The sequence below is a fragment of the Frischella perrara genome, assembly GCF_000807275.1.
Classification (GTDB): domain Bacteria; phylum Pseudomonadota; class Gammaproteobacteria; order Enterobacterales; family Orbaceae; genus Frischella; species Frischella perrara.
On sequence record NZ_CP009056.1, the window covers coordinates 1,259,578 to 1,278,979 of the forward strand.

Sequence of the window (19,402 nt, forward strand, 5' to 3'; positions counted from 1 at the left end):
ATATGTTTTTTGTAGTATTTGATAACTTGGATGTGTTGGGAGGGGATTTTTTATTCACATTCATTTCATGGCTTTTAATTATGAACTTCACTATGAATGTGTTTTTTGTAATTAGCCTAACACAAAAATACTAAAAATAAATAAAGGTAATTGGTAGGTAGTGGTGAGTGTTTTATTAAAAATTATTTATCTTTTCTTTTATTATTCCATTTGCCACTACAATCGTGATTCACACAATATTGGTTATTGAACTATTCTAAATGTGGGAATAGCAGGCTTTAAGTTGTAAAGTTGTTCAACTTCTTTTGAAGACAGAAAAAATATTTTGGCTATATCGTCCAAATCATAATCCAATTCATTTCTCATATAATTTAATATAGCAGTTATAAGAGTTGGTTTTTCGCCAAGTATTTCAATTTCAACAGGCTCATTTATCCTATAACCTCGTAACGACATTTGTCTATTTAGATAATTTTCTTGTCCTGCTGTTATAACCTTAAGTGTTTTCGCTCTATAAATTAGCGACTTCATAGAAGCCCGCCAGAAAGGTTTCAAATAAGCAGCCTTTTCTATAGTCATCTCTTTTAGGTCTGATTTTATGTCCGATGCTGGCATTAAAAATTCTGCTGCAAATCGATCTGCTTCCTCTTCCATTGTTGGCGTTGGAATTCTATGCATAACTAAATGTCCTAGTTCGTGCGCTAGTGTAAATCTATAATTGTCTTGAAATTGGTTTTTATTAATAAAAATTAAAGGAGGTAAACCAGATATATAATAACTCACGCCTGATAATCCAGTGTGCTCCATATCGCAGTCCATAACTATGCAGCCAGCACGCTCTAAAGCTGAAATGATATTTTTAATTGGACCAGACGGTAGATGCCATGCTTTTCTTACATTTTTAGCGATTTCTTCAACATTTCCGTCATAATCATCAAGATCATATTGTGGGAATATATATTCTGGCTCAAAATCAATAAATTCAAGTAGTTTACGCAAATGAATTATTCTAATGTTGATCTCGGCCACCAATTTATCTAACACCTTTACGCCAATAGATGCATTTTTCTTAAACATAGGTATCGCGCTTAAAGGACCACCATATAATCTTGATTTTTGGAAAAATAAAGATTTGGGGCACGCTAAAGCAGACGAAAATAAATCTATTTGTTTGTCAGTAATAGGGTTCAAACCTTGTTCTATTTTTGATAAAGTACCTTGAGTAATACTAACTCTTAAGGCTAATTCTTTTTGACTTAGCCCTAGCATTTTTCTTCTTAGCTCAATCATTTCAGGGTGAATTAATTCACTCTCATTTATTAGCTTCGTCATTTGTAACCTTAAGTTTCTTTAAAATATATCTTTTTCATTTTTAAATACTGAATATCATTTCAGAATGAGCAAGCATGATATTGCTAGTTTGTCATTGACCTTCAATATAAACTTGTGAGCCTTTTTACAATATTCACCTATAATCCCGGTTAACTTATCAATACCACAATTTAATGCTATGCTGTTTTATCGCAACTCTCGCTTCCGGAGGAGAGGTTTAAAGTCGGTATAGAATGAGGTGAGTTTTACGGCAAAGAGCAAGTCATAAATTGGTTAAACTTAGATATTCTACGATGTTTATCCATAAAATATCTGATTGCAAGTTCTGTCAATATTGACTTCATTACATCCCTTAATCGATTAAGGCGTTTGTAAGTTAACAGTTTTTTCTCCAATTTAAAAAGGCGAACAGCTAACTTCTCATCAATCCAAGTTATTTCGTTTATGAACTCATCATATTCTTTAGTATAGGATCCATTAATTAGCTTTTTTGCTTCCTCAATAGCTTGATTTTCAATAATTAACTCTTGATTACGTTTTAAATCTTCTTCATGGTCTAACCTACGTAGATGTTGATTAGTTATACAGTCATTTGCAGATATGGCTTCGGCGTACATGATCAACCTCACTCGTTATTATTAATTTCAAACTAAAAACCATTGGATAAAATGGGCTTTGATTTGAATGTTATGTAAAACATTAGCAATCTATTTAGTAAAAGAACTTGCTAGCTAGTCGATCTCTCTTTAAGGTTAGGGCTAGTAGTGGGTAAGTCGTTCACCCGATGCGTACTTTTATGATTGCTAATTTTTACTTTGTTATGAGGTATAAATATTACCAAATGGTTATATTTTAGTAAATACCATTTAGTTAGATTGATTTAAATTTATTGACCAATAGGTAATAATTTATTGTTTTGTTAGGGTTAATTTATTTTCTGATTGATTACTTTTTAATCTAAAATATACATGAAAGTGGATTCAGAGATGTTTTTGAACTAAAAAAGCCCCAAAGGGGCTTTGTCAATCATTATGATGTTAAGCCGCTATAGCTAAAGATAATGCAAATTTATATCCATCATTATATGCAGCAAAAGCATCTTTATGACGAACATGACCTGCTTGACTATAAGGAATAGTAGCTAATACAGAATCATTTTTTGCTTTAGGTATTTGATTTATTGCATGAAAATAACCTAACTCATATGCGCAGCCAGCACATTTGTGTCGGCTGAACGTTCCTTGATAATTAGGTAACGATCCAAATGAATTATCATATCGATGAGAGTTCTGACATATTGGTGAATAGGCCATATATATTTTACCTTCTGATAATAGAAAGCATTAAATAGGGCTTTACACAAAAAGAAAACGAATATACAATCATTTCGAGATCTCAAAATAAAAGCCCTAATGCTTTATGTTTTTATATTTGCCCGATATATCACACATATCGGGCCCCCATATCTAGTAGCATAAAAAATAATTAACCACTAAATATAGATCAAAGTTTATACGATAAAGGAAAAACTTTCAATAATTGATCGAATTAAAAACGCTCAAAATCAAAAAAAGTGATTCTTTTAACCTAATATTGCCCTTTGGATTACTTTAATTAGAAACTATGCTTAAAATGTCATTGAGGAGTAAATAGGCGTAGGTTAGAAATAGGGATAAAGAAACCGCCGAAGCGGTTAGGTATGAATCAAAGTTTAGTCAAAGTATATATAATCAATATTTTGGCCAATAAAAACTTTTCCTTGTATATAAAAATTTTTCATTAACTGTTTATCAAGTCGCCATCTTTCATAAATGGCGTTATCAGAAATAACAATAATTTCTGTGCCAGTCATTTGTAATCTTTTAATATATATTTCATTATCAAAAACAAAGACATAAACACCATCACCATCAAAATAATTTATTTTTGTATCAACGAAAACATTTGCACCCGATTTAATTGTTGGCATCATGCTATCACCTTTAGCGGTAATTACTTTTATATATTCCGTTGATCTTTTCCCAAATATTTTCATAGCAAAATCATGTGTGAACTCAATTGAGCGCAAGACACTTACGAATTCGCGATCAGTTATAATTCCATTACCACAGCTCGCTTTTACATCTAAAACTTCTATTTTCACTCCGCTATTTCCATCGTTTTCGTTACCTGCCAAATCGTTTCCTTGTTTGACCATTTTATTATCATCGCTTAAGCCATCGAGCCATCCACGCGGTAAATTAAATGCTTTTTCAATATCGAAAACTAATTTGTCGGCTATGTTTTTTTTATATTTTTTACCTTCTATGTATAAAAGTCTCGATACGAAACCTTGATCCTTATTTAACTTCTTAGCAAGATTAACGATTTTTCCATCGCAAAATTCATCTCTTAAGCGAATTAAATTTAATCTTCTAATTTCATATCTATTCATACGCACTCCTTAATATATATCGGTTAATACTAAAAAAAAATTACCAAAAGGTAAATATAAAAAATTGTTGATTTAAATATTACCTATTGGTATCATTTGGTAATAAATAAAACCTAAAGGTCATTGGAATGGAAGAATTAAGAGCCTTTTTAAAAACATTAACGGTACCTGAAAAAAAAGAATTCGCGACTAAATGCGGTACTACTATTAGTTATTTAAGAAAACGATTAAGCGATCGTACCTCTAATCTTGGCATAAAAATATGTATAGAAATTGAACTACATTCTAAAGGCAAAGTTAAATGTGAAGATTTAAGACCTGACATCAACTGGTCAGTTATTCGTAAGAGTTAAATATGTGACATTAATAACGACAAAACTCAAAATCAATGTGAGCTAATTTTAGAACATCTACAAAGCGGTAAATCAATTAACCCAGTATAAGCGTTAGAGCAACATCATTGTATGAGAGTAAGTTTACATATTTATGATCCAAAAGAAGCAGGTTTTGACATTGATAGCAGATTGGTTTGTAAAAATGGAAAAATTTGCTGAGTATTTAATGGAGTGTTAATTAATGACGAAGTTTATAACTAATTCCTTTCAGGTTCCTAACGCTGTTATAGATGAGTTAATGGCTGAAATGTCAGCAAATGCTTTACGTTGTTATCTGTTAATAACTCGTAAAACAACAGGATGGGGTAAACCGAGTGACAAAATCAGCATTTCACAGTTTATGGATTATTTAGGAATAAAGGACAAAAGAACTATTTATACAGCATTAACTGAATTAGTTAGTTTGGGATTGATTAACACGATAAAGAACAGTGGCACAATAACAGAATATTCACTCGTTCTTGATTCATCAATACCAATAGCCAAAAATGTGGGTTCAAAAATTGCTACTGGTGGCAAAAAATGCATTGAACCAATAGCAAAAAATGTACCTGCTACCAGTGACAAAAAATGTACCTCTACAAAAGAAAATACAAAAAACAATATTACAAAAAAAAGAAATGTTAATTTTGATCCTCTGATTGTTAAGCCTAGAAACGTAAGTCTTGAGATTTGGAAAAACTGGATTGATTACAGAAGTAAAATAGGTAAAAAACTTCAACCGCAATCCTGGATAAAACAATCTCAAATGTTAGAGGAACAAAATAGCCCTGAGGCGATAATCAATCAATCGATTATGAACGGTTGGCAAGGACTATTTCCTACTAAAAATAAACCAATAACTATTACTTCTACCAGAAATAACACCAATATACAGGACATATCTTGGATAGAAGATATCGAAAGGGATTTTTTCTAATGAGAAACATTACTGAATTAGTACCTCAAATCAAAATCATTAATAGTGATGATTCTGAAAAAAAACAAAAGAAGGAAGAGATTGCTGAGATTGTAAATAAATTATTTAGACAACTTAAAGCAGCATGTCCGGCCATGTTTCACACACTGAATAATAATGATGAGAATGCGGTTAAACGTCAATGGATTATTGGATTTATAGAAAATGGCATTAATCCCACAATGATTAATTCAGGTATGCGAATAGCAAGACGACAAAATAATCCATTTATGCCGTCAGTAGGGCAATTTATTGAATGGTGTGAAAAGGGAATGTCAGAAATCTACGGATTACCCACCCCCGATGAGTTAGTCAAAAATGTTATTAGATTTTGTGAATGCAAATGGTCTGATGATTTTTGTAATTATGATTATGGCAGTGACGCTAATTATTGGTTGGTCAATGATCTATACCGAGCAATGCAAGATGAATATTTAAGTAGAGATAAATTACTGATTAAAGCTGAGAAGTTAATAGCAATACTCACAAAAAAGATGATGACGGGTTATGTTATTCAACCTGCTAAAAAAGCAATAACTCAAACAATAAAAGTAAAACGCGAGCCATTATCGCGTGAAGCACAATTATCAAAACTTAATGAGATAAAACAAAAATTTGGATTTATCCATGCGCAAGGACGTTAGTTAGAAACATTTTTCACATAAACAGATTTAATAACATTCGACAGATACAAAGAACAATTATTCAAGGTAGCATGATGGAACAATTAGAAACATTGGACAGGCTCATAGCCGAAACGGAACAATATTTAGAGCGATTATATGAACAACGTAGAGAAATCGTTAATCGAAATGATTTGAACAAAGTAAGGGATGAGCAATTAAATGTTAAATAAAGTGACTCTACCTTATCAGCCATTAGTCAATCATTATTGGCCGGTATCTCATGGACATGTTTATATTAACGAACAAGGCATTGATTTGAGAAATGCCGTCATCGCGATAGTAATTAAAGAAAACGTTGCCCACAAATTAATTGGCAAGTTAAAAATAGAAATTTACACAATTATGCCAGATTGGCGAGTTAGAGATTTTGATAATTTAAATAAGGTTATTTTGGAATCATTAACCTACGCAAAAGTGATTGAAGATGATAAGTACATTGATGATTTACGTATCGTTAGAGCAGGTTTTGAGAACAATAATGACACGTTGAAATTTATATTAGCGAATTAAAGGAGGCAAAATGAGAGGAACTAAAGATATTCTAATGGCGTGGAAGAATACACGTGTTTTAAAGCGTATTGGAACAGAATATCCATCAAAATCAGCGGGTATTGAGGGAGCTTTAAGAGATTTTGACTATCGCCAATATTTGACAGAAGACGAGGCACAGATTGTTGATAATGCCGTGTTAGCGCTTAAGGCTGATAACTTTGAGTATTGGACTGTACTGACTTCTTTTTATTTACGTGAAATATCATGTACTAAGCAGGCTAAAGTTTTAGGTAAACAGACAACTGAAATCACAAAGATATTACTTGCAGCTGAATGTTTTATCAGAGGTCACATCATTGAACTATTTTCAAAAGCTGCATAATTATGGTTGGTTAAAAATAACTAAATATACTAGACTGTTTAAACGTTTAAATATATAATATGTTAATAATGCGGTGTTGAGCGTACGAAATACCGAAAAAGTTCAAATAAAGCCTCTCATGAGGCTTTTTTCTTTTCTTTAAAGAATTTTATCGTTTCTATTACAAGCTTGACTTTTGACCATATTCAAATCTATGGCAGTTTGTTTGATTTTAGTAAACTGAGAAACTCGAACCTACTAACATCAAGAGAATTAAAACTTGGACCATCTTCTTTATCTCTTCATTTCTCTTCTGACTTACTCTTTGGTAGGTTTAGCACTACTGCATTAACATATAAACAAAATTTCAATAATACTAAAACTCACTTTGTTAAAACTTAGAGAACCAATCCTGGATAAACTACTTTTTATTTTGGCTGTGAGTTTTGATTCAATTATAAAAAAGTAATGTGGATTTCAGTTAAGGGCGATAGGTCAAATTACCCTTACTTGAAATTTACCAAGACATGTAACTAATACGGTCAATGTCAATTTGCCGTAGATTTTAAAGCCCGAAAATGTCAGCCGAGGGACGAGGTATATTTCTTAATGTTGAGTTATTCTCTCAACACCAAACCGATAACAACACCAGACTCACACACATTACTAATCATGAGCTAGTACGCTGTCACATCGTTAACTAATAAGAAGATTTAATCTTAGAAAGAAACTCATCACCAATATCTTATTTCTGTGGTTGTAATATGCACGCTTTTAGGTGTGATTATCTTAAATGATGGGGATCGCGACATTTATTATTAATTGGTTGTATAAATGCCGAGATTTTTTTCATAAAAAAACTCGTTTACACAGCTAAATTGATAAAAGAATAACTTTGGGGACAATGTTAAGTTCTTTACTCAGAGTTGTTGAACGAACTTAGGCAATGCAATGCGAATAAAATTACTATTAAGGAGATAATTAAATGAATTCATTACAAGAGTATGATAAAAAATCAAATATTATTTCAGTTAAAGAATTCGGAGCCGTAGGGGATGGGTTACAGGATGACACTTTAGCTATTACTAAGGCAATTGATGAAACGTATAAGAGTGGTGGAATTTTACTATTCCCGAGCGGCACTTATATTATTTCATCAGATATTGAATTAAAAAGACAGTTTATTTCCACAGGCGTTGTTTCTTTTAAGGCTCCTGACAATAAAGATCTTTCTCCTAGTGTGGTTTTTTATATTGGACGTAGAATGAATGTTTCAAATGTAACATTTTATAATCTGGTAGTGAAAATTGCGCCAAAAGATAATGAACAAATCTATACTCCGGTTGAGTTAAACGGTGTGAATTTTTTACATTCGAGCCTTCAAATTGGTCAATCGCGTACGATAACAAGTGGATATTCTATTCGTTGTTGTAAATTTACTTCGATTAAGAGCCGAGCATTCAATGGATTAACTGTTCTAAATGCTAATCACGTATTAATCGACAATTGTGAATTTCAAGAGTTCCTAACAGGGATCTATATTGAACCAACAATGTCATTTGCTGCTACTGAAATTCGTATCCAAAATACCCGTATAACAAATTGTGTCGTTTCTGGTATATCTTTAATTGGTACGAATACAGCAAGACTATCTAAAATAATTTTAGATAATTTGGTTATTACAGGTTCATTGCGTGATAGGGATATGTTAAAGCATGGCGGGATTAGAGCATACTTTTGTAATGGTCTTATGATTAATAATATTACAGCCAGTACAATAACAGACACTATAAAATTAGAGGCCTGTACTGATGTAAAAGTTCATAACTCGAATTTAACTTCTAACCAAAGAGCGAGTAATATTAGGGCAACGGGATGTGTTAATGTTGATTTATTCAATTGTGTATTTGATCGTGGTATTGAAGCAGGTTACGCCGTTATTATTGGTGATGCTAATTTCAATGCACAAACAAAAGCAAATACTTATCCAAGTAAATTCTGGCGAATACATGATTGTAGATTTCATTGTATAGCAGTAGGCGTAAAAATTGAATCCACTGATAGTATTTCTGTTTTTAATAATAAATTTTACACAGATATTGCAAAAACAAATACAGGATTATTATGGTTTAGTAAGGAAGTAACAAATGGCCAATACTATAACAATGAATTCTATGCCCCTGGAGAAATAAAAACCATTAGAAATGATTCTTCTGCTAACGTAACAAATACTTATAATGAGCAAAAATTAAATATAATTAAGCCGTCAAGAAATGATTATATTTCAGAACCAATTATAAAAGAGCGTGATTCAGATCTTAATGATGCAACTTCATACCTTATTGAGTTTCGAGTCAATGATTACCGAAATATACGACAAGCAGCTGATAACTATGATTTTAAAACACTATCAGACTGGATGAAATCTATTAATAATGCAACCTTAGCATGGAATAGCAGTGCTTGGCATGTTCCAAGTAAAAAACTTGGTGATATCGTCGTAAATGGGACTGTATATGATACTTATGGCACAGAAAATTTTTGGTGGGCACGTAGCATGCTTGTTATTGATAGATACAATAGATTAACATGTCGCGATTTTTCAACACCTAGTTATAGTTCCAATAACCCATTAATGATTGCTTCAGCTAGTATTGCTGAAAATGCATGGCAAACAGCAACATTCCAATCTCCACTTGTTGTAGATGGTGAGGTATATGATCCGCTTCCATATGGATTGGTAACTCATTATGGTTGGTTTAAAAATTTATCCGCTAGAATGTGTTTAGGACAGAAAAATGATGGAAGTTATATATTGCTTGCGGTTGATGGTAAATCTGGATTTGCTGGTTGTACAATGGATCAAATAGCTAGAAAAATGAAAGATCTTGGTTGCATTCATGCATTTAATCTTGATGGAGGTGGTAGCGCATCATTGTGGTACAAAGGAAAAATTATAAATAATCCTAGTATAGGTGAAGGAGAAAGGAAAATACCAGCAATCATGTATATTTAAGCAAAATTGAGGAAAGATTATGAAAAAGGGCAAAAGAAAAAAATAGTTTGCCCAAGTGAATCCGACTTTAAAAGCTGCATAATTATGGTTGCTTAAAAATAATTTAATAAAAAAACATTAAATACTTGACCGTTTAAACGTTTAAATATATAATATGTTAAAAATGCGGTTTTGAACGTAAAAAATACCGCGAAAATTTAAATAAAGCCTCTCATGAGGCTTTTTTCTTTTGTTTAAAGAGTTTTATCGTCTCTACTATAAACTTGACTTTTGACCCTATTCAAATCTATGGCAGTTTGTTTGATTTTAATAAATTGAGAAACTCAAACCTACTAACACCAAGAGAATTAAGATTTGGATCATCTTCTATTTTTAACTTCTTGCTTTGTTCCAGCTCTATGAGCAATTTGTCATCTTAAAAACTCACTTTGTTTCACTATCCCTCAGTATTGCTTTGAGACATGATTAAAATAAACAAAAATGTTATTTTTTTTTAAAAGATCATTGGATGGTTTGCTGAGCAGGTTAATGTACTGGTCTTGAAAATTAGCAAGGGCTAGCACTCTGCGTGAGTACGAATCTCACACATCCACCACAATTATATGAGCTTAGTTTAACGGTATTAAAACGATGGTCTCCAAAACCATTGATAAGGGTTCAATTCCTTTAGCTCATGCCAAATCGACAGCAACCTAGAACACTCACTGAAATGACTTGGTCATTAGCTAGTACGCTGTCACTACTATTAACCGCCTCACAATGGAGGCCTTTATGAAGAAAAAGAAAATGCCTATAAAAGACCCAAACAACATAAATTGGACGGTTGTTATATATTTATTTTTTATAACATTACTAGGTTCCCTAGCTAGTTATTGCTATCACATTATGAATGGTGATACGTTCCGCATTGGTATGCTATTGGCACAAATATTAGTATCAACATTTGCAGGCGCATTAGTTGTGCTAGGCGCCAGTTATTTCAATCTGGATTTTGAGCTAGCAGGTGGTATAGCTGGGTTGGCCGGTTGGTCAGGCGCAACATTGATAAAAGCGTTAGAAGAACGACTAATTAAGAAAGCCAGTGGAAAGGATTAGGACATGATCATTAGTAAGAATGGTTTAGACTTAATTAAACACTTCGAATCATTGCAACTAAAAGCCTATAAATGTTCAGCCAATGTATGGACGATTGGCTATGGTCATACGAAGAACGTCAAAGAAGGCGACCGTATATGTGAAGATCAAGCTAATTGTTTTTTGATGCAAGATTTATATTCGGTTGAACGGGCAATTATTCGTTTGGTTAAGGTGAAAATTAATCAAAATCAATTTGATGCGTTATGTTCATTGATATTTAACATTGGTATTTCAGCATTTAACAAATCTACATTATTAGCCAAGCTTAATACAAGTGATTTCGTTGGAGCATCTAATGAGTTTAAACGTTGGAACAAAGCAAACGGAATGGTTTTGTGTGGTCTAATTCGTCGTAGACAAGCAGAAGAAGATTTGTTCAATGCTAAGCTCTAATAAATTCTTGATGATAAGTGCCATTATTGGCGTTTTATTAATGTGTCTTGTTTATAACCTATGGCAAGACAATAGAGTGGCCCATCAAAAAATCAATGAGTTGTCCGCAAAGTTACTACAGTTAGAAAATAACGCAATCAAGCAAAACAAAATCATAACAGAGAATGAAAATGCAACGCGTGAATTAGAAAACACATCACAAGAACAGCAGGAAAAAATCAATGAATTACTTAAAAATAATGATTGTGCTGATCAGCCTGTGCCTGTTTCCATTTCTAACAGCCTGTACAACAGAGCGAAAAGTCTACGTCAATCAACCGATACCAGCAAACCTGCTAAGTGATTGCCTCCCCAATATACCGCCTAAAACAATGACCTTTGGTGATAGTGTTAGATATAACGAACATCTATTAAATGTTATTGAGATATGTAACCAGGATAAAAAAGCGATTAGGTTAATTAATCAATAATTATTAATTCTTACTACATAAACTATAAAAATTTGCGTGTATAGCAATATAACCAGTTAATGCATATTTTAATCAGCTTGATATCGTCAACAATCAAAGGAAGTTGAATGTAAAGGGCGATAAGAAAAAAGCCTTGATTTATGAGTTTGGCGTACCGGAAAGAGGGATCCCTAAGCGATCATTCTTGCGCTCTAACGCTTCAAAGTAGTCAGGAAATTTAACGCAGTTAAGTAAACAGCTATTAAATGAATCTTTAGCGGGTAATATCTCTCATTATGATGCTTATGCAACGATTGGCTCATATTTTAGGGGAAAATCGTGGATAAAATCACTGACGGTGATTTTGAGCATAACACCACAGAAAAACCACAAGACGAAAGTTAGCTACTGTTAGAAATAACATAAGGAGGTCACCCGATGCAAACATACCACTGATTAACACGCGTCAATTACATGCATCCATAACATATGAGGTCAGGAAAAAATGAAACGTGAATTTATATCACAGGTTCTAAGTGATGCGTTTTTCGCAAATAAAGTTAATGTTGACGGGTTAGGTGATATCACATGCATTATTCGACCGACCTGTAATGACGATTTGCAAATTCTGTCCGAAAGCGAAAGGTTTAATCCCACAGTTCGGCTATTTTCTTAAACTGCATTAACTAATGGGATGCTATTTCATTATCACGATATGAAAAACAAAATCATATCTAAATCAATATGGAGTGATTATGGCTATTACGACTGTTTGGCAACTCGATATGGAGGAAGTCAGGCGCATGATAGCGGAGATTTTAACGTTACCTGATGAGCGAGTATTTGATGCTAACAATATGCAGGATGTTTCGGAACTGGATTATTTTGTTACCGTTTTAAATTCACACCAGTTGGATATCGGTACTGAAATAAAGTTTAACGGTAAGGATGAGGAAGAAATCATATCGACATTGAAAGAGGTCAACATCTCGATTAATGCCTACGGTAAAAATTCCTATCAGCTACTGTGTAAATTAACACAATCCATGCGATCAACGTCAGTTTGGCAACGATTAAAGCGTATGGGTATGGGTTATTTACGATGTTCAGAGATTCGAAGTCTGCCGACTGCTATTGATGGCGGTGAAGAACAACGTGCAGAGGTTGATCTTATTTTTTCAATTAATTCAATCATTAAAGCCAACGTTAAATGTGGCAAAACAGTAAATTTTAAATTAATACGAGGTTAACAATGAGTTTACCAATTAGTCAGGTTGTAGATGTAATTCTACAACAGTCCCCACAAGGCGCACAGAAACGCGATTTAAGCGTTGTGGCAATTTTTACTAATGAAATGTGCGACGAGTATAACAACCCTGATTCACGTTATATCGTTGTGTCAGATGCTAATCAAGTTGCATCACTATTCGGTACTAATTCGGATGCATATAGAGCAGCATCAGCATTATTTTCAGCAAAACCTAAGCCTAAAACGGCGATCATTGCTAGATATGTTCAAGAAACAGTAACGATCCCCGCTACCTATTCTAAAATTAACGGATCAGCTTTAGCGATAAGTTATATTCATTTTAAAACCATCACTGATGGCTATTTATCTTTTTATTATGGCTCAGACCAAATCGATATTAGTGGCTTAGATTTTTCTAAAGTATCGAATATGGATGATGTAACAAAGATCATTAATGCAAAATTAGAGGATCACCAAGTCAAATTTATCTTTGATTCGGTCGGTAGGCGTTTTATTTTATCGTCTAAAACAGAAGGTAAAGGATCTAATTTTGGTTATGTTTTTAATGCTGAATTAGGTGGTACTTACATCGGTCATTTAACTAACCTAGTTGACGGTAAATGTACGCTAATTAATGGTGAAGACGCGGCAAGTTATAACAAAGAAACGCCAGCCGAAGCACTGAGTAAATTACAAAATCAATACCAGAATTGGTACGGTGTTTATTTTGCAAATACGATTAATGACGCTGAATTAATCGAAGCACATGATTGGATCATTGCTCAAGGGGTCGAAAATGCGAAGGTTATGGCATTTACTGAGACGCGACCTGCTAACATTGAATACGTTGATACGAATGTACTTAAAACACTTTCTATGCGCAACAGTGGTCGTTTAATGGTTCAATATAACAATAAAGGTAATACACATGCTGCTGCGGAATTAATGGGTATTGCATTAACTACAGTTTGGAATGGAATCAATACTGCAAAAACAGTTAAATTTAAACAGCAAGTTAGCGTAACATCTGACGATAAAATCACCATAAATGAGGCTAACAAATGCCGCCGTTTAGGTATTAACTATTATACCGATTATGCAGGTGTCAATATGTTGGCGGAAGGTGTCATGCTAGGTGGTACATTTATTGACGAAACAACCGGATTAGATGCATTTATTAATGCCGTCCAGATTCAAGCTTTCAATACGTTACAAGGTCAGCCAACTAAAATTCCTCAAACCGACAGAGGTCAAGAAATTCTCATCAGTTCTATTAAAGTGATAGGTGAGCAGTTTATCGATAATGGCTTTTTAGGTTCAGGTAAATGGACATTAGGCGATTTGGGTGGCTTGTCTTATGGTGACCAAATCAATGGCTATTATTTTTATTCTGATTCATTTGATACGCAAGATATAGCAGACCGTGAAGCACGCAAAATGATGCCAATCAATTGTGCATTAAAACTTGCTGGTGCAGGTCATAGCGTTGATATTATTGTCCAATTTAATCGATAAGGAGGTTAAATGTCTAAATCATTTTCTTTAGAAGATGCAATCGTGACTATTGATGGTGTTGAAATAACAGGTTACGAGAATGCACAAGATTCAATCTCAATCGCTCCCGCTGGCGATGATGGTAGTATCACCCATGGTATTAATGGGCAAGGTGTTTTTGTCCACTCAAGTAATCGTGGTGCGACTGTTACGATTAAAACATTACAGCACAGTGAAATTAACGAAACACTCAATAGATTACGTGAGCAACAAATTAATAACCCGACTAATGCAACAGCAAAATTAATTACCTATAAAGATATGCGTAATGGCGATGAAATTTTATTATCGGGATGTTGGTTTTCCACACCGCCAACTATCAGTCGTGGAACGTCACACAATGGTATGACATGGACATTTGTAGCAACTAAAGCAGAAATAAAAATTAAAGGTGGTTTATAATGCAAAACAAAGATTTTATAATTGATGATGTAACCTATACATTCAAACAAGCCGATTTTTTCAAAGCCAACAAATATCTTAAAAAATTAACAGCCCTTTTAAAGGGCTGTTTTTCATTGGAAGGTAATCAAACAGGCTTTGATATTGGTCAGCTCGCATCCAATATTGGTAGTGAAGAATTTGTTGAGATTGAAAAGTTTGTTCTGGATTATGTATCCGCGGTTGATGAAAACGGTAAAACGATTTTATTTCAAAATCCTAAAGAACAAGGTGAATTTTTTAATACACATCGAAACCATTATTATCAAATTATTATTGAAGGTCTGAAGTTCCATTTTTTGGGTTTTTTACCAAATGGCATATTGTCCAATCTAAGTACGCTCAGCTTGGCGGAAATAACCAAGAAAGCGATATAGATTGGTTTCTATGGGGCGTTGTCGTTAATAAATACGCAACGCTTCACGAATTGAGGACTGTTTATTCGCTTGATGATGTCATTGATATGCATAACGTCATAGCAGAACTGAAATTAGCCGAAAAACAACAGAGTGAGGCATAATATGATTTTAGAGGAAATTTTAATAAAAATAGGTGTTGATGCTTCTAAAGCCGCTGAAATTTCTGGTGTCATCAATAATTTAAAAACAGGCTTTTCAGAGTTGAATAATGTTGCCGTTACATATGGCAAAATGATGTGGAATGCATTTAACGGGGCAATAGAGAATGCGCAAATTCTTGCTTTACAAAAAAATGCACTTTTTGACATCTCTGAAAAAGAGCTGCTTCAGGCAGAACAGTATAAAAGTGTAATGTGTAAGGTAGGGCTCGCGGTTGAAACTATAAAGACCAAAATTGCGCTTGGTCTTGCACCGGCTGTTACTGATTTAATTTTAGTCTTTAGTGATTGGCTCATTGCCAACAAAGAATTGATCGCGGATGGGATCGACATAATCGTTAAAGTGGTTGGTAATATTATTCAAGTTATAAAGCATTTTTGCGAATTCTTGGATTTGGTTATTACTAATACGATTGGTTGGAAAAATGCAATTATTGCCTTTATCGCTATATGGGCATTATTTAATAAGGCTTTTTTACTGAGTCCTGTGGGACTTGTGATTGGGGCGATTACGGTTTTACTGTTACTTATAGATGACTTAATGGTTTATCTGAAGGGCGGTAAAAGTCTTTTGGGCAGTTATTGGCAACCACTCATTGATGGCGCAAAAGCACTGTGGGAGCATATCAAATTAATTTTTCAATTTATAAAAGCTCTTTGGAGTGGTGATTCAGAAGCTATCAAATCAACATCGAAAAAACTCATTAGTTCTATTATACAAATATATGAAGGCTACATAAATGGAATTAAAACCATACTATCAAATTTGTTAAAATACATTTTTGTTTTTTTCGGTATGTCAGAAAGTAAAGCCAGTAAAACAGTAGATAGAATAGGGAAAATATTTAGTTATCTATTTGATCTGATTATTTTTCCTTTCCGTGCTTTATACAAAGCAATTTGTTATATCATGGATATGCTTGGGCTTGATATCGGTGATGTTATAAATGGTATTTATTTATCATTTATAAGACTTTGTGAGTCAATAATTGCACCTTTCAAAGCAGCGTGGGAATTGGTCAGTTCACTGTTTGATATTTGGGAGGATGACACCACAACGTTTATAGATAAAATTTGTCAAACATTTAAAGCTATCTTAACTTTCTTGTTGTTTCCTTTTGTACAACTTTGGCAGAATATTAAAGGTCTTGGTAAAGCCATTTTAGAGCTATTTGAGCTGATCATCAATGGCTTAATTAATTGCATAGATTGGGTAATCGGTAAAATTATAGAGACATGTAAAGATATTTTTGCTTTCATTACATCTACTTTTACACAATTTTGGCAGTATATTAAAGACGGGTTTGAGTCTTTGGTGACGGATGTTAGCGAGATCTTTACAGGTCTATATGAATCGTTAATTAATCCAGTTAACGATGGCATAGATTGGATAAAAAATAAGTTTTCCGAATTAATTGATTGGTTTAACAATATTTATTCCAATTTAAGTAAAAAGTTCACATCCAAATTCAAAAAATATTTTTCTTGGACAGGATTATTTGATGATGATAAGGACAAAGAACAGGTTAAAACTACTATAATTGAGCACCCTAACTCGTTAAATACTAATAACGCAAACGCAGCAGCCATGAATCGAGTTTCATCAAAGGTGAATAATAATGCTGTGACAATTAATAACACCATGCACGTTAGTACACCGCAAGAAGGGTTTGATAATTTGAATAATCTTGCCAAAAATGAGATTCAAAATGTCGCTGATAATACACAAACCGCACTCGGAGCAAATTAATGTATAAATCTATACTGAATGAATCATCCTTAAATTCTGGTTTAATCATTACCGATGATTTTACTTTTAATTTGGACATAAATACGGTAGAACAGCATACATCAAAGCTAAGATTGACAGAAAATCCGATAGAGAATGGGGCAAATATCGCAGATCATGCGGTGTTAGAGCCTAAAGAGGTGACCGTTAATGGACTGGTTGTTAGTTATAATCCTAATAATAACATAGACAAAAGCGTGACGAGTTATGACATTAAAGACTATCCGTCACCCATACCGGTAAGATCTATCACACCACAAGCTGAAAAAACGGTTAAGGGGTACTATACATCACTTAATCAGACTAAGGAAGAAAACTTAGTTCAGCCTGTTGCCGACTTTTTGCCGGATTACCAATCACCTAAATTCCAAAAACTATCATCTGATAGGATCGCTGATGCTCATGAGAAATTATTAGCTATCCAGCGAAGCGGTAAACCAGTGACGCTACTAACCAATGCACGGCAATACAAAAATATGATTATTACGTCTATTGGTCTTACGCAAAAAGAAAGTACCGTCGGTGAATTTATCATAACATTTCGTGAGATATTCATTGTTGAAACTCAAATCTTTAACGTTCTAAGGATCTCTAAACTTGAAAAGACTAATTCAGGTCACATTCAGCTCGAAAATAAGGGGAATTTCAGAAGTGTGTTTGCAAAAACGGCTGAAGGGGATTTCTCCTTAAACCCGATTTTTTATCCAAATCAGGGATCATATGATAACTATTGGATTTATGAGAGACTCAACAGTAACAATGGTAACAGTGTTCAGAATAAACAGGTTAGATTTCCCCAGAATCAAAAGGATACAGGTAACCCGAGTAACAAGGGTAACAAGGGTAACAAGGGTAACAAGGGTAACAAGGGTAACAAACAGGTTAAATTTCCCTAAAATAAACAGGATACAGTTAACCCTTATCCATCGATTTTGACGAAAGACTAGTAGTGTATCAAAGGATAGAAGGAACAAACAAACATGTATATCATACCTATAACATCAGATGATATTCTAGTGCAATCATTTTCTTTGTACGATATCAATTTGCGATTAACACTGCGTTACAATTCTGTCTTGAGGGGGTATCAATTCGATTTATTTGATATAAATAAAAACCAGTATATTACGAGAAATAAAGGACTTGCTGTTGGTAGTCCTTCACTCATTGAGTTTAATTTGCCTTTTGTGCTAGTTCTTTATGATAAATCAGGTAAAGGTATTAACTCAATTTCGAAAGATGATTTTAATAATCGTATGCAATTGCTAATCATGATAAAGGAGGAATACCGTGCGTCAATTTGGTAGAATGTTGCAACTTAAAATTGGTAATCAAAATGAGAGCATTATTATTGATCACCTGCGTGTCACATTCTCAATAAAAAAAACGTTATCCTCCAATCCCAATGCTGCAGAAATTAGTATTTATAATCTCAACGATTCAAATCGTAATCTAATCGCGACTAAACAATATCATTTATTAGAGTTAAGCGTATGTTATAAGGATGATATGCTTAGGTTAATATTTTGCGGAGACATTATTAACGTAGAAAACAAATTAAATGATAAAGATATCATCACGGTTTTACGTTGTGGAGATGGATATAAGGCTTTTACTGAAAAAACGATCATTAAAACAGTGGCAAAAGGACAAACTGATAACGACTTGTTGAATGAAGCGGCAAACAGTTTCGGTATACAAAAAGGCAGTGTCAATTTACCGAATGATAGAGTATTACCTCGAGGCAAAGTAATGATGTGTGATACCCGAGAAGTTATGCATGAAATAGCTATCAACCAAAATGCTGATTGGTTTATTCAAGACGGTCAACTTTTTATTATTCCTAAAAATAAGGGACTGGCTAATAACCAGGGTTGGGTTATTTCTCGGACAACAGGCATGATAGGCATCCCACAAAAAAATAATGAGGAAGTAGAGGTGAAAACGCTATGCAACCCTCATTATAAAGTTGGTTCAATTGTCCGTATTGAATCGAGAGTATCTGAATGCAATGGCGATTATAAAATTAAATCAATAGAGCATAATGGCGATCTTTACGGTTCAAATTGGTATAGTAAATTGGTTTGTACGAGTGGAAAATTTGAAGAGATTTAATTATTTAAATTTCACGACAATACA

At 33.5% G+C, this 19,402-nt stretch carries 24 protein-coding genes and 2 tRNA genes; 22 read left to right on the forward strand and 4 right to left on the reverse strand.

Going from position 1 to position 19,402, the window contains the following annotated elements; translation table 11 throughout:
* Window positions 1-243: 243 nt before the first annotated feature.
* The 4 genes from FPB0191_RS05505 to FPB0191_RS05520 form a co-directional block, all read right to left on the reverse strand.
* The gene (locus FPB0191_RS05505; protein WP_052236805.1) at window positions 244-1,332 is read right to left on the reverse strand and encodes an XRE family transcriptional regulator; all 1,089 of its coding nucleotides are present in this window, start codon (window positions 1,330-1,332) and stop codon (window positions 244-246) included.
* 245 nt (window positions 1,333-1,577) lie between these two features.
* Window positions 1,578-1,949, reverse strand: a complete 372-nt coding sequence (locus FPB0191_RS05510; protein WP_039104541.1) for a hypothetical protein — start codon at window positions 1,947-1,949, stop codon at window positions 1,578-1,580.
* A gap of 420 nt (window positions 1,950-2,369) precedes the next feature.
* Window positions 2,370-2,645 carry a hypothetical protein gene (locus FPB0191_RS05515; RefSeq protein WP_039104543.1) on the reverse strand — a complete coding sequence of 92 codons (276 nt, stop codon included), beginning with the start codon at window positions 2,643-2,645 and terminating at the stop codon, window positions 2,370-2,372.
* A 398-nt stretch (window positions 2,646-3,043) separates the two neighbouring features.
* Window positions 3,044-3,766 carry a S24 family peptidase gene (locus tag FPB0191_RS05520; protein ID WP_039104545.1) on the reverse strand — a complete coding sequence of 241 codons (723 nt, stop codon included), beginning with the start codon at window positions 3,764-3,766 and terminating at the stop codon, window positions 3,044-3,046.
* A 128-nt stretch (window positions 3,767-3,894) separates the two neighbouring features.
* Here FPB0191_RS05520 and FPB0191_RS05525 point away from each other — a divergent pair, with 128 nt between their 5' ends.
* From FPB0191_RS05525 to FPB0191_RS05610, 22 genes are all read left to right on the forward strand, one after another.
* Window positions 3,895-4,119 carry a transcriptional regulator gene (locus tag FPB0191_RS05525; RefSeq protein WP_039104546.1) on the forward strand — a complete coding sequence of 75 codons (225 nt, stop codon included), beginning with the start codon at window positions 3,895-3,897 and terminating at the stop codon, window positions 4,117-4,119.
* A gap of 223 nt (window positions 4,120-4,342) precedes the next feature.
* A complete protein-coding gene (locus FPB0191_RS12145) occupies window positions 4,343-5,080 on the forward strand; it encodes a replication protein (protein ID WP_110021858.1) in 738 nt (245 codons plus the stop codon).
* Complete coding sequence (locus tag FPB0191_RS05535; protein ID WP_039104548.1) at window positions 5,080-5,763, forward strand: replication protein P; 684 nt, start codon at window positions 5,080-5,082, stop codon at window positions 5,761-5,763. Before FPB0191_RS12145 ends, FPB0191_RS05535 begins: the two co-directional genes overlap by 1 nt.
* Window positions 5,764-5,837: 74 nt before the next feature.
* Window positions 5,838-5,975, forward strand: a complete 138-nt coding sequence (locus FPB0191_RS12150) for a hypothetical protein (RefSeq protein ID WP_162485160.1) — start codon at window positions 5,838-5,840, stop codon at window positions 5,973-5,975.
* Window positions 5,965-6,315: a RusA family crossover junction endodeoxyribonuclease gene (locus FPB0191_RS05540; RefSeq protein ID WP_052236806.1), complete on the forward strand. Its 351-nt coding sequence runs from the start codon at window positions 5,965-5,967 to the stop codon at window positions 6,313-6,315. Before FPB0191_RS12150 ends, FPB0191_RS05540 begins: the two co-directional genes overlap by 11 nt.
* 10 nt (window positions 6,316-6,325) lie before the next feature.
* On the forward strand, window positions 6,326-6,679 hold the full coding sequence (locus tag FPB0191_RS05545; RefSeq protein ID WP_039104551.1) for an antiterminator Q family protein: 354 nt from the start codon (window positions 6,326-6,328) through the stop codon (window positions 6,677-6,679).
* Between the two features lie 964 nt (window positions 6,680-7,643).
* The gene (locus FPB0191_RS05550) at window positions 7,644-9,674 is read left to right on the forward strand and encodes a phosphodiester glycosidase family protein (RefSeq protein WP_039104553.1); all 2,031 of its coding nucleotides are present in this window, start codon (window positions 7,644-7,646) and stop codon (window positions 9,672-9,674) included.
* Between the two features lie 506 nt (window positions 9,675-10,180).
* Window positions 10,181-10,269 (forward strand) — tRNA-Ser (locus FPB0191_RS12155).
* Window positions 10,270-10,276: 7 nt separating this feature from the next.
* Window positions 10,277-10,353, forward strand: a tRNA-Trp gene (locus FPB0191_RS05555).
* A 92-nt stretch (window positions 10,354-10,445) separates the two neighbouring features.
* A complete protein-coding gene (locus tag FPB0191_RS05560) occupies window positions 10,446-10,769 on the forward strand; it encodes a phage holin family protein (protein ID WP_202965385.1) in 324 nt (107 codons plus the stop codon).
* A gap of 3 nt (window positions 10,770-10,772) precedes the next feature.
* On the forward strand, window positions 10,773-11,204 hold the full coding sequence (locus FPB0191_RS05565) for a lysozyme (protein ID WP_039104554.1): 432 nt from the start codon (window positions 10,773-10,775) through the stop codon (window positions 11,202-11,204).
* Complete coding sequence (locus FPB0191_RS12160) at window positions 11,191-11,547, forward strand: DUF2570 domain-containing protein (protein WP_039104555.1); 357 nt, start codon at window positions 11,191-11,193, stop codon at window positions 11,545-11,547. The genes FPB0191_RS05565 and FPB0191_RS12160 overlap by 14 nt, the downstream gene beginning before the upstream one ends.
* Window positions 11,444-11,674, forward strand: coding sequence for an Rz1-like lysis system protein LysC (gene lysC / locus FPB0191_RS12575; RefSeq protein ID WP_110021859.1), 231 nt, complete (start codon window positions 11,444-11,446; stop codon window positions 11,672-11,674). The genes FPB0191_RS12160 and lysC overlap by 104 nt, the downstream gene beginning before the upstream one ends.
* A 484-nt stretch (window positions 11,675-12,158) precedes the next feature.
* The gene (locus FPB0191_RS12165; RefSeq protein ID WP_162485163.1) at window positions 12,159-12,329 is read left to right on the forward strand and encodes a hypothetical protein; all 171 of its coding nucleotides are present in this window, start codon (window positions 12,159-12,161) and stop codon (window positions 12,327-12,329) included.
* A gap of 79 nt (window positions 12,330-12,408) precedes the next feature.
* Window positions 12,409-12,903: a phage neck terminator protein gene (locus FPB0191_RS05575; protein WP_052236807.1), complete on the forward strand. Its 495-nt coding sequence runs from the start codon at window positions 12,409-12,411 to the stop codon at window positions 12,901-12,903.
* Between the two features lie 2 nt (window positions 12,904-12,905).
* Window positions 12,906-14,417 (forward strand): DUF3383 domain-containing protein, encoded by a 1,512-nt coding sequence (locus FPB0191_RS05580; protein WP_039104557.1) that lies wholly within the window; start codon window positions 12,906-12,908, stop codon window positions 14,415-14,417.
* Window positions 14,418-14,426: 9 nt separating this feature from the next.
* A complete protein-coding gene (locus FPB0191_RS05585) occupies window positions 14,427-14,858 on the forward strand; it encodes a tail tube family protein (protein ID WP_039104558.1) in 432 nt (143 codons plus the stop codon).
* Window positions 14,858-15,274 carry a phage tail assembly chaperone gene (locus FPB0191_RS05590; RefSeq protein WP_039104559.1) on the forward strand — a complete coding sequence of 139 codons (417 nt, stop codon included), beginning with the start codon at window positions 14,858-14,860 and terminating at the stop codon, window positions 15,272-15,274. The genes FPB0191_RS05585 and FPB0191_RS05590 overlap by 1 nt, the downstream gene beginning before the upstream one ends.
* A 144-nt stretch (window positions 15,275-15,418) precedes the next feature.
* Window positions 15,419-17,224, forward strand: a complete 1,806-nt coding sequence (locus FPB0191_RS11685; protein WP_052236808.1) for a phage tail protein — start codon at window positions 15,419-15,421, stop codon at window positions 17,222-17,224.
* Complete coding sequence (locus FPB0191_RS05600) at window positions 17,224-18,159, forward strand: phage baseplate protein (protein ID WP_052236809.1); 936 nt, start codon at window positions 17,224-17,226, stop codon at window positions 18,157-18,159. Before FPB0191_RS11685 ends, FPB0191_RS05600 begins: the two co-directional genes overlap by 1 nt.
* Before the next feature lie 84 nt (window positions 18,160-18,243).
* Window positions 18,244-18,570: a phage baseplate plug family protein gene (locus FPB0191_RS05605; protein WP_039104560.1), complete on the forward strand. Its 327-nt coding sequence runs from the start codon at window positions 18,244-18,246 to the stop codon at window positions 18,568-18,570.
* Window positions 18,554-19,378, forward strand: coding sequence for a phage protein (locus tag FPB0191_RS05610; protein ID WP_039104561.1), 825 nt, complete (start codon window positions 18,554-18,556; stop codon window positions 19,376-19,378). The genes FPB0191_RS05605 and FPB0191_RS05610 overlap by 17 nt, the downstream gene beginning before the upstream one ends.
* Window positions 19,379-19,402: the final 24 nt, after the last annotated feature.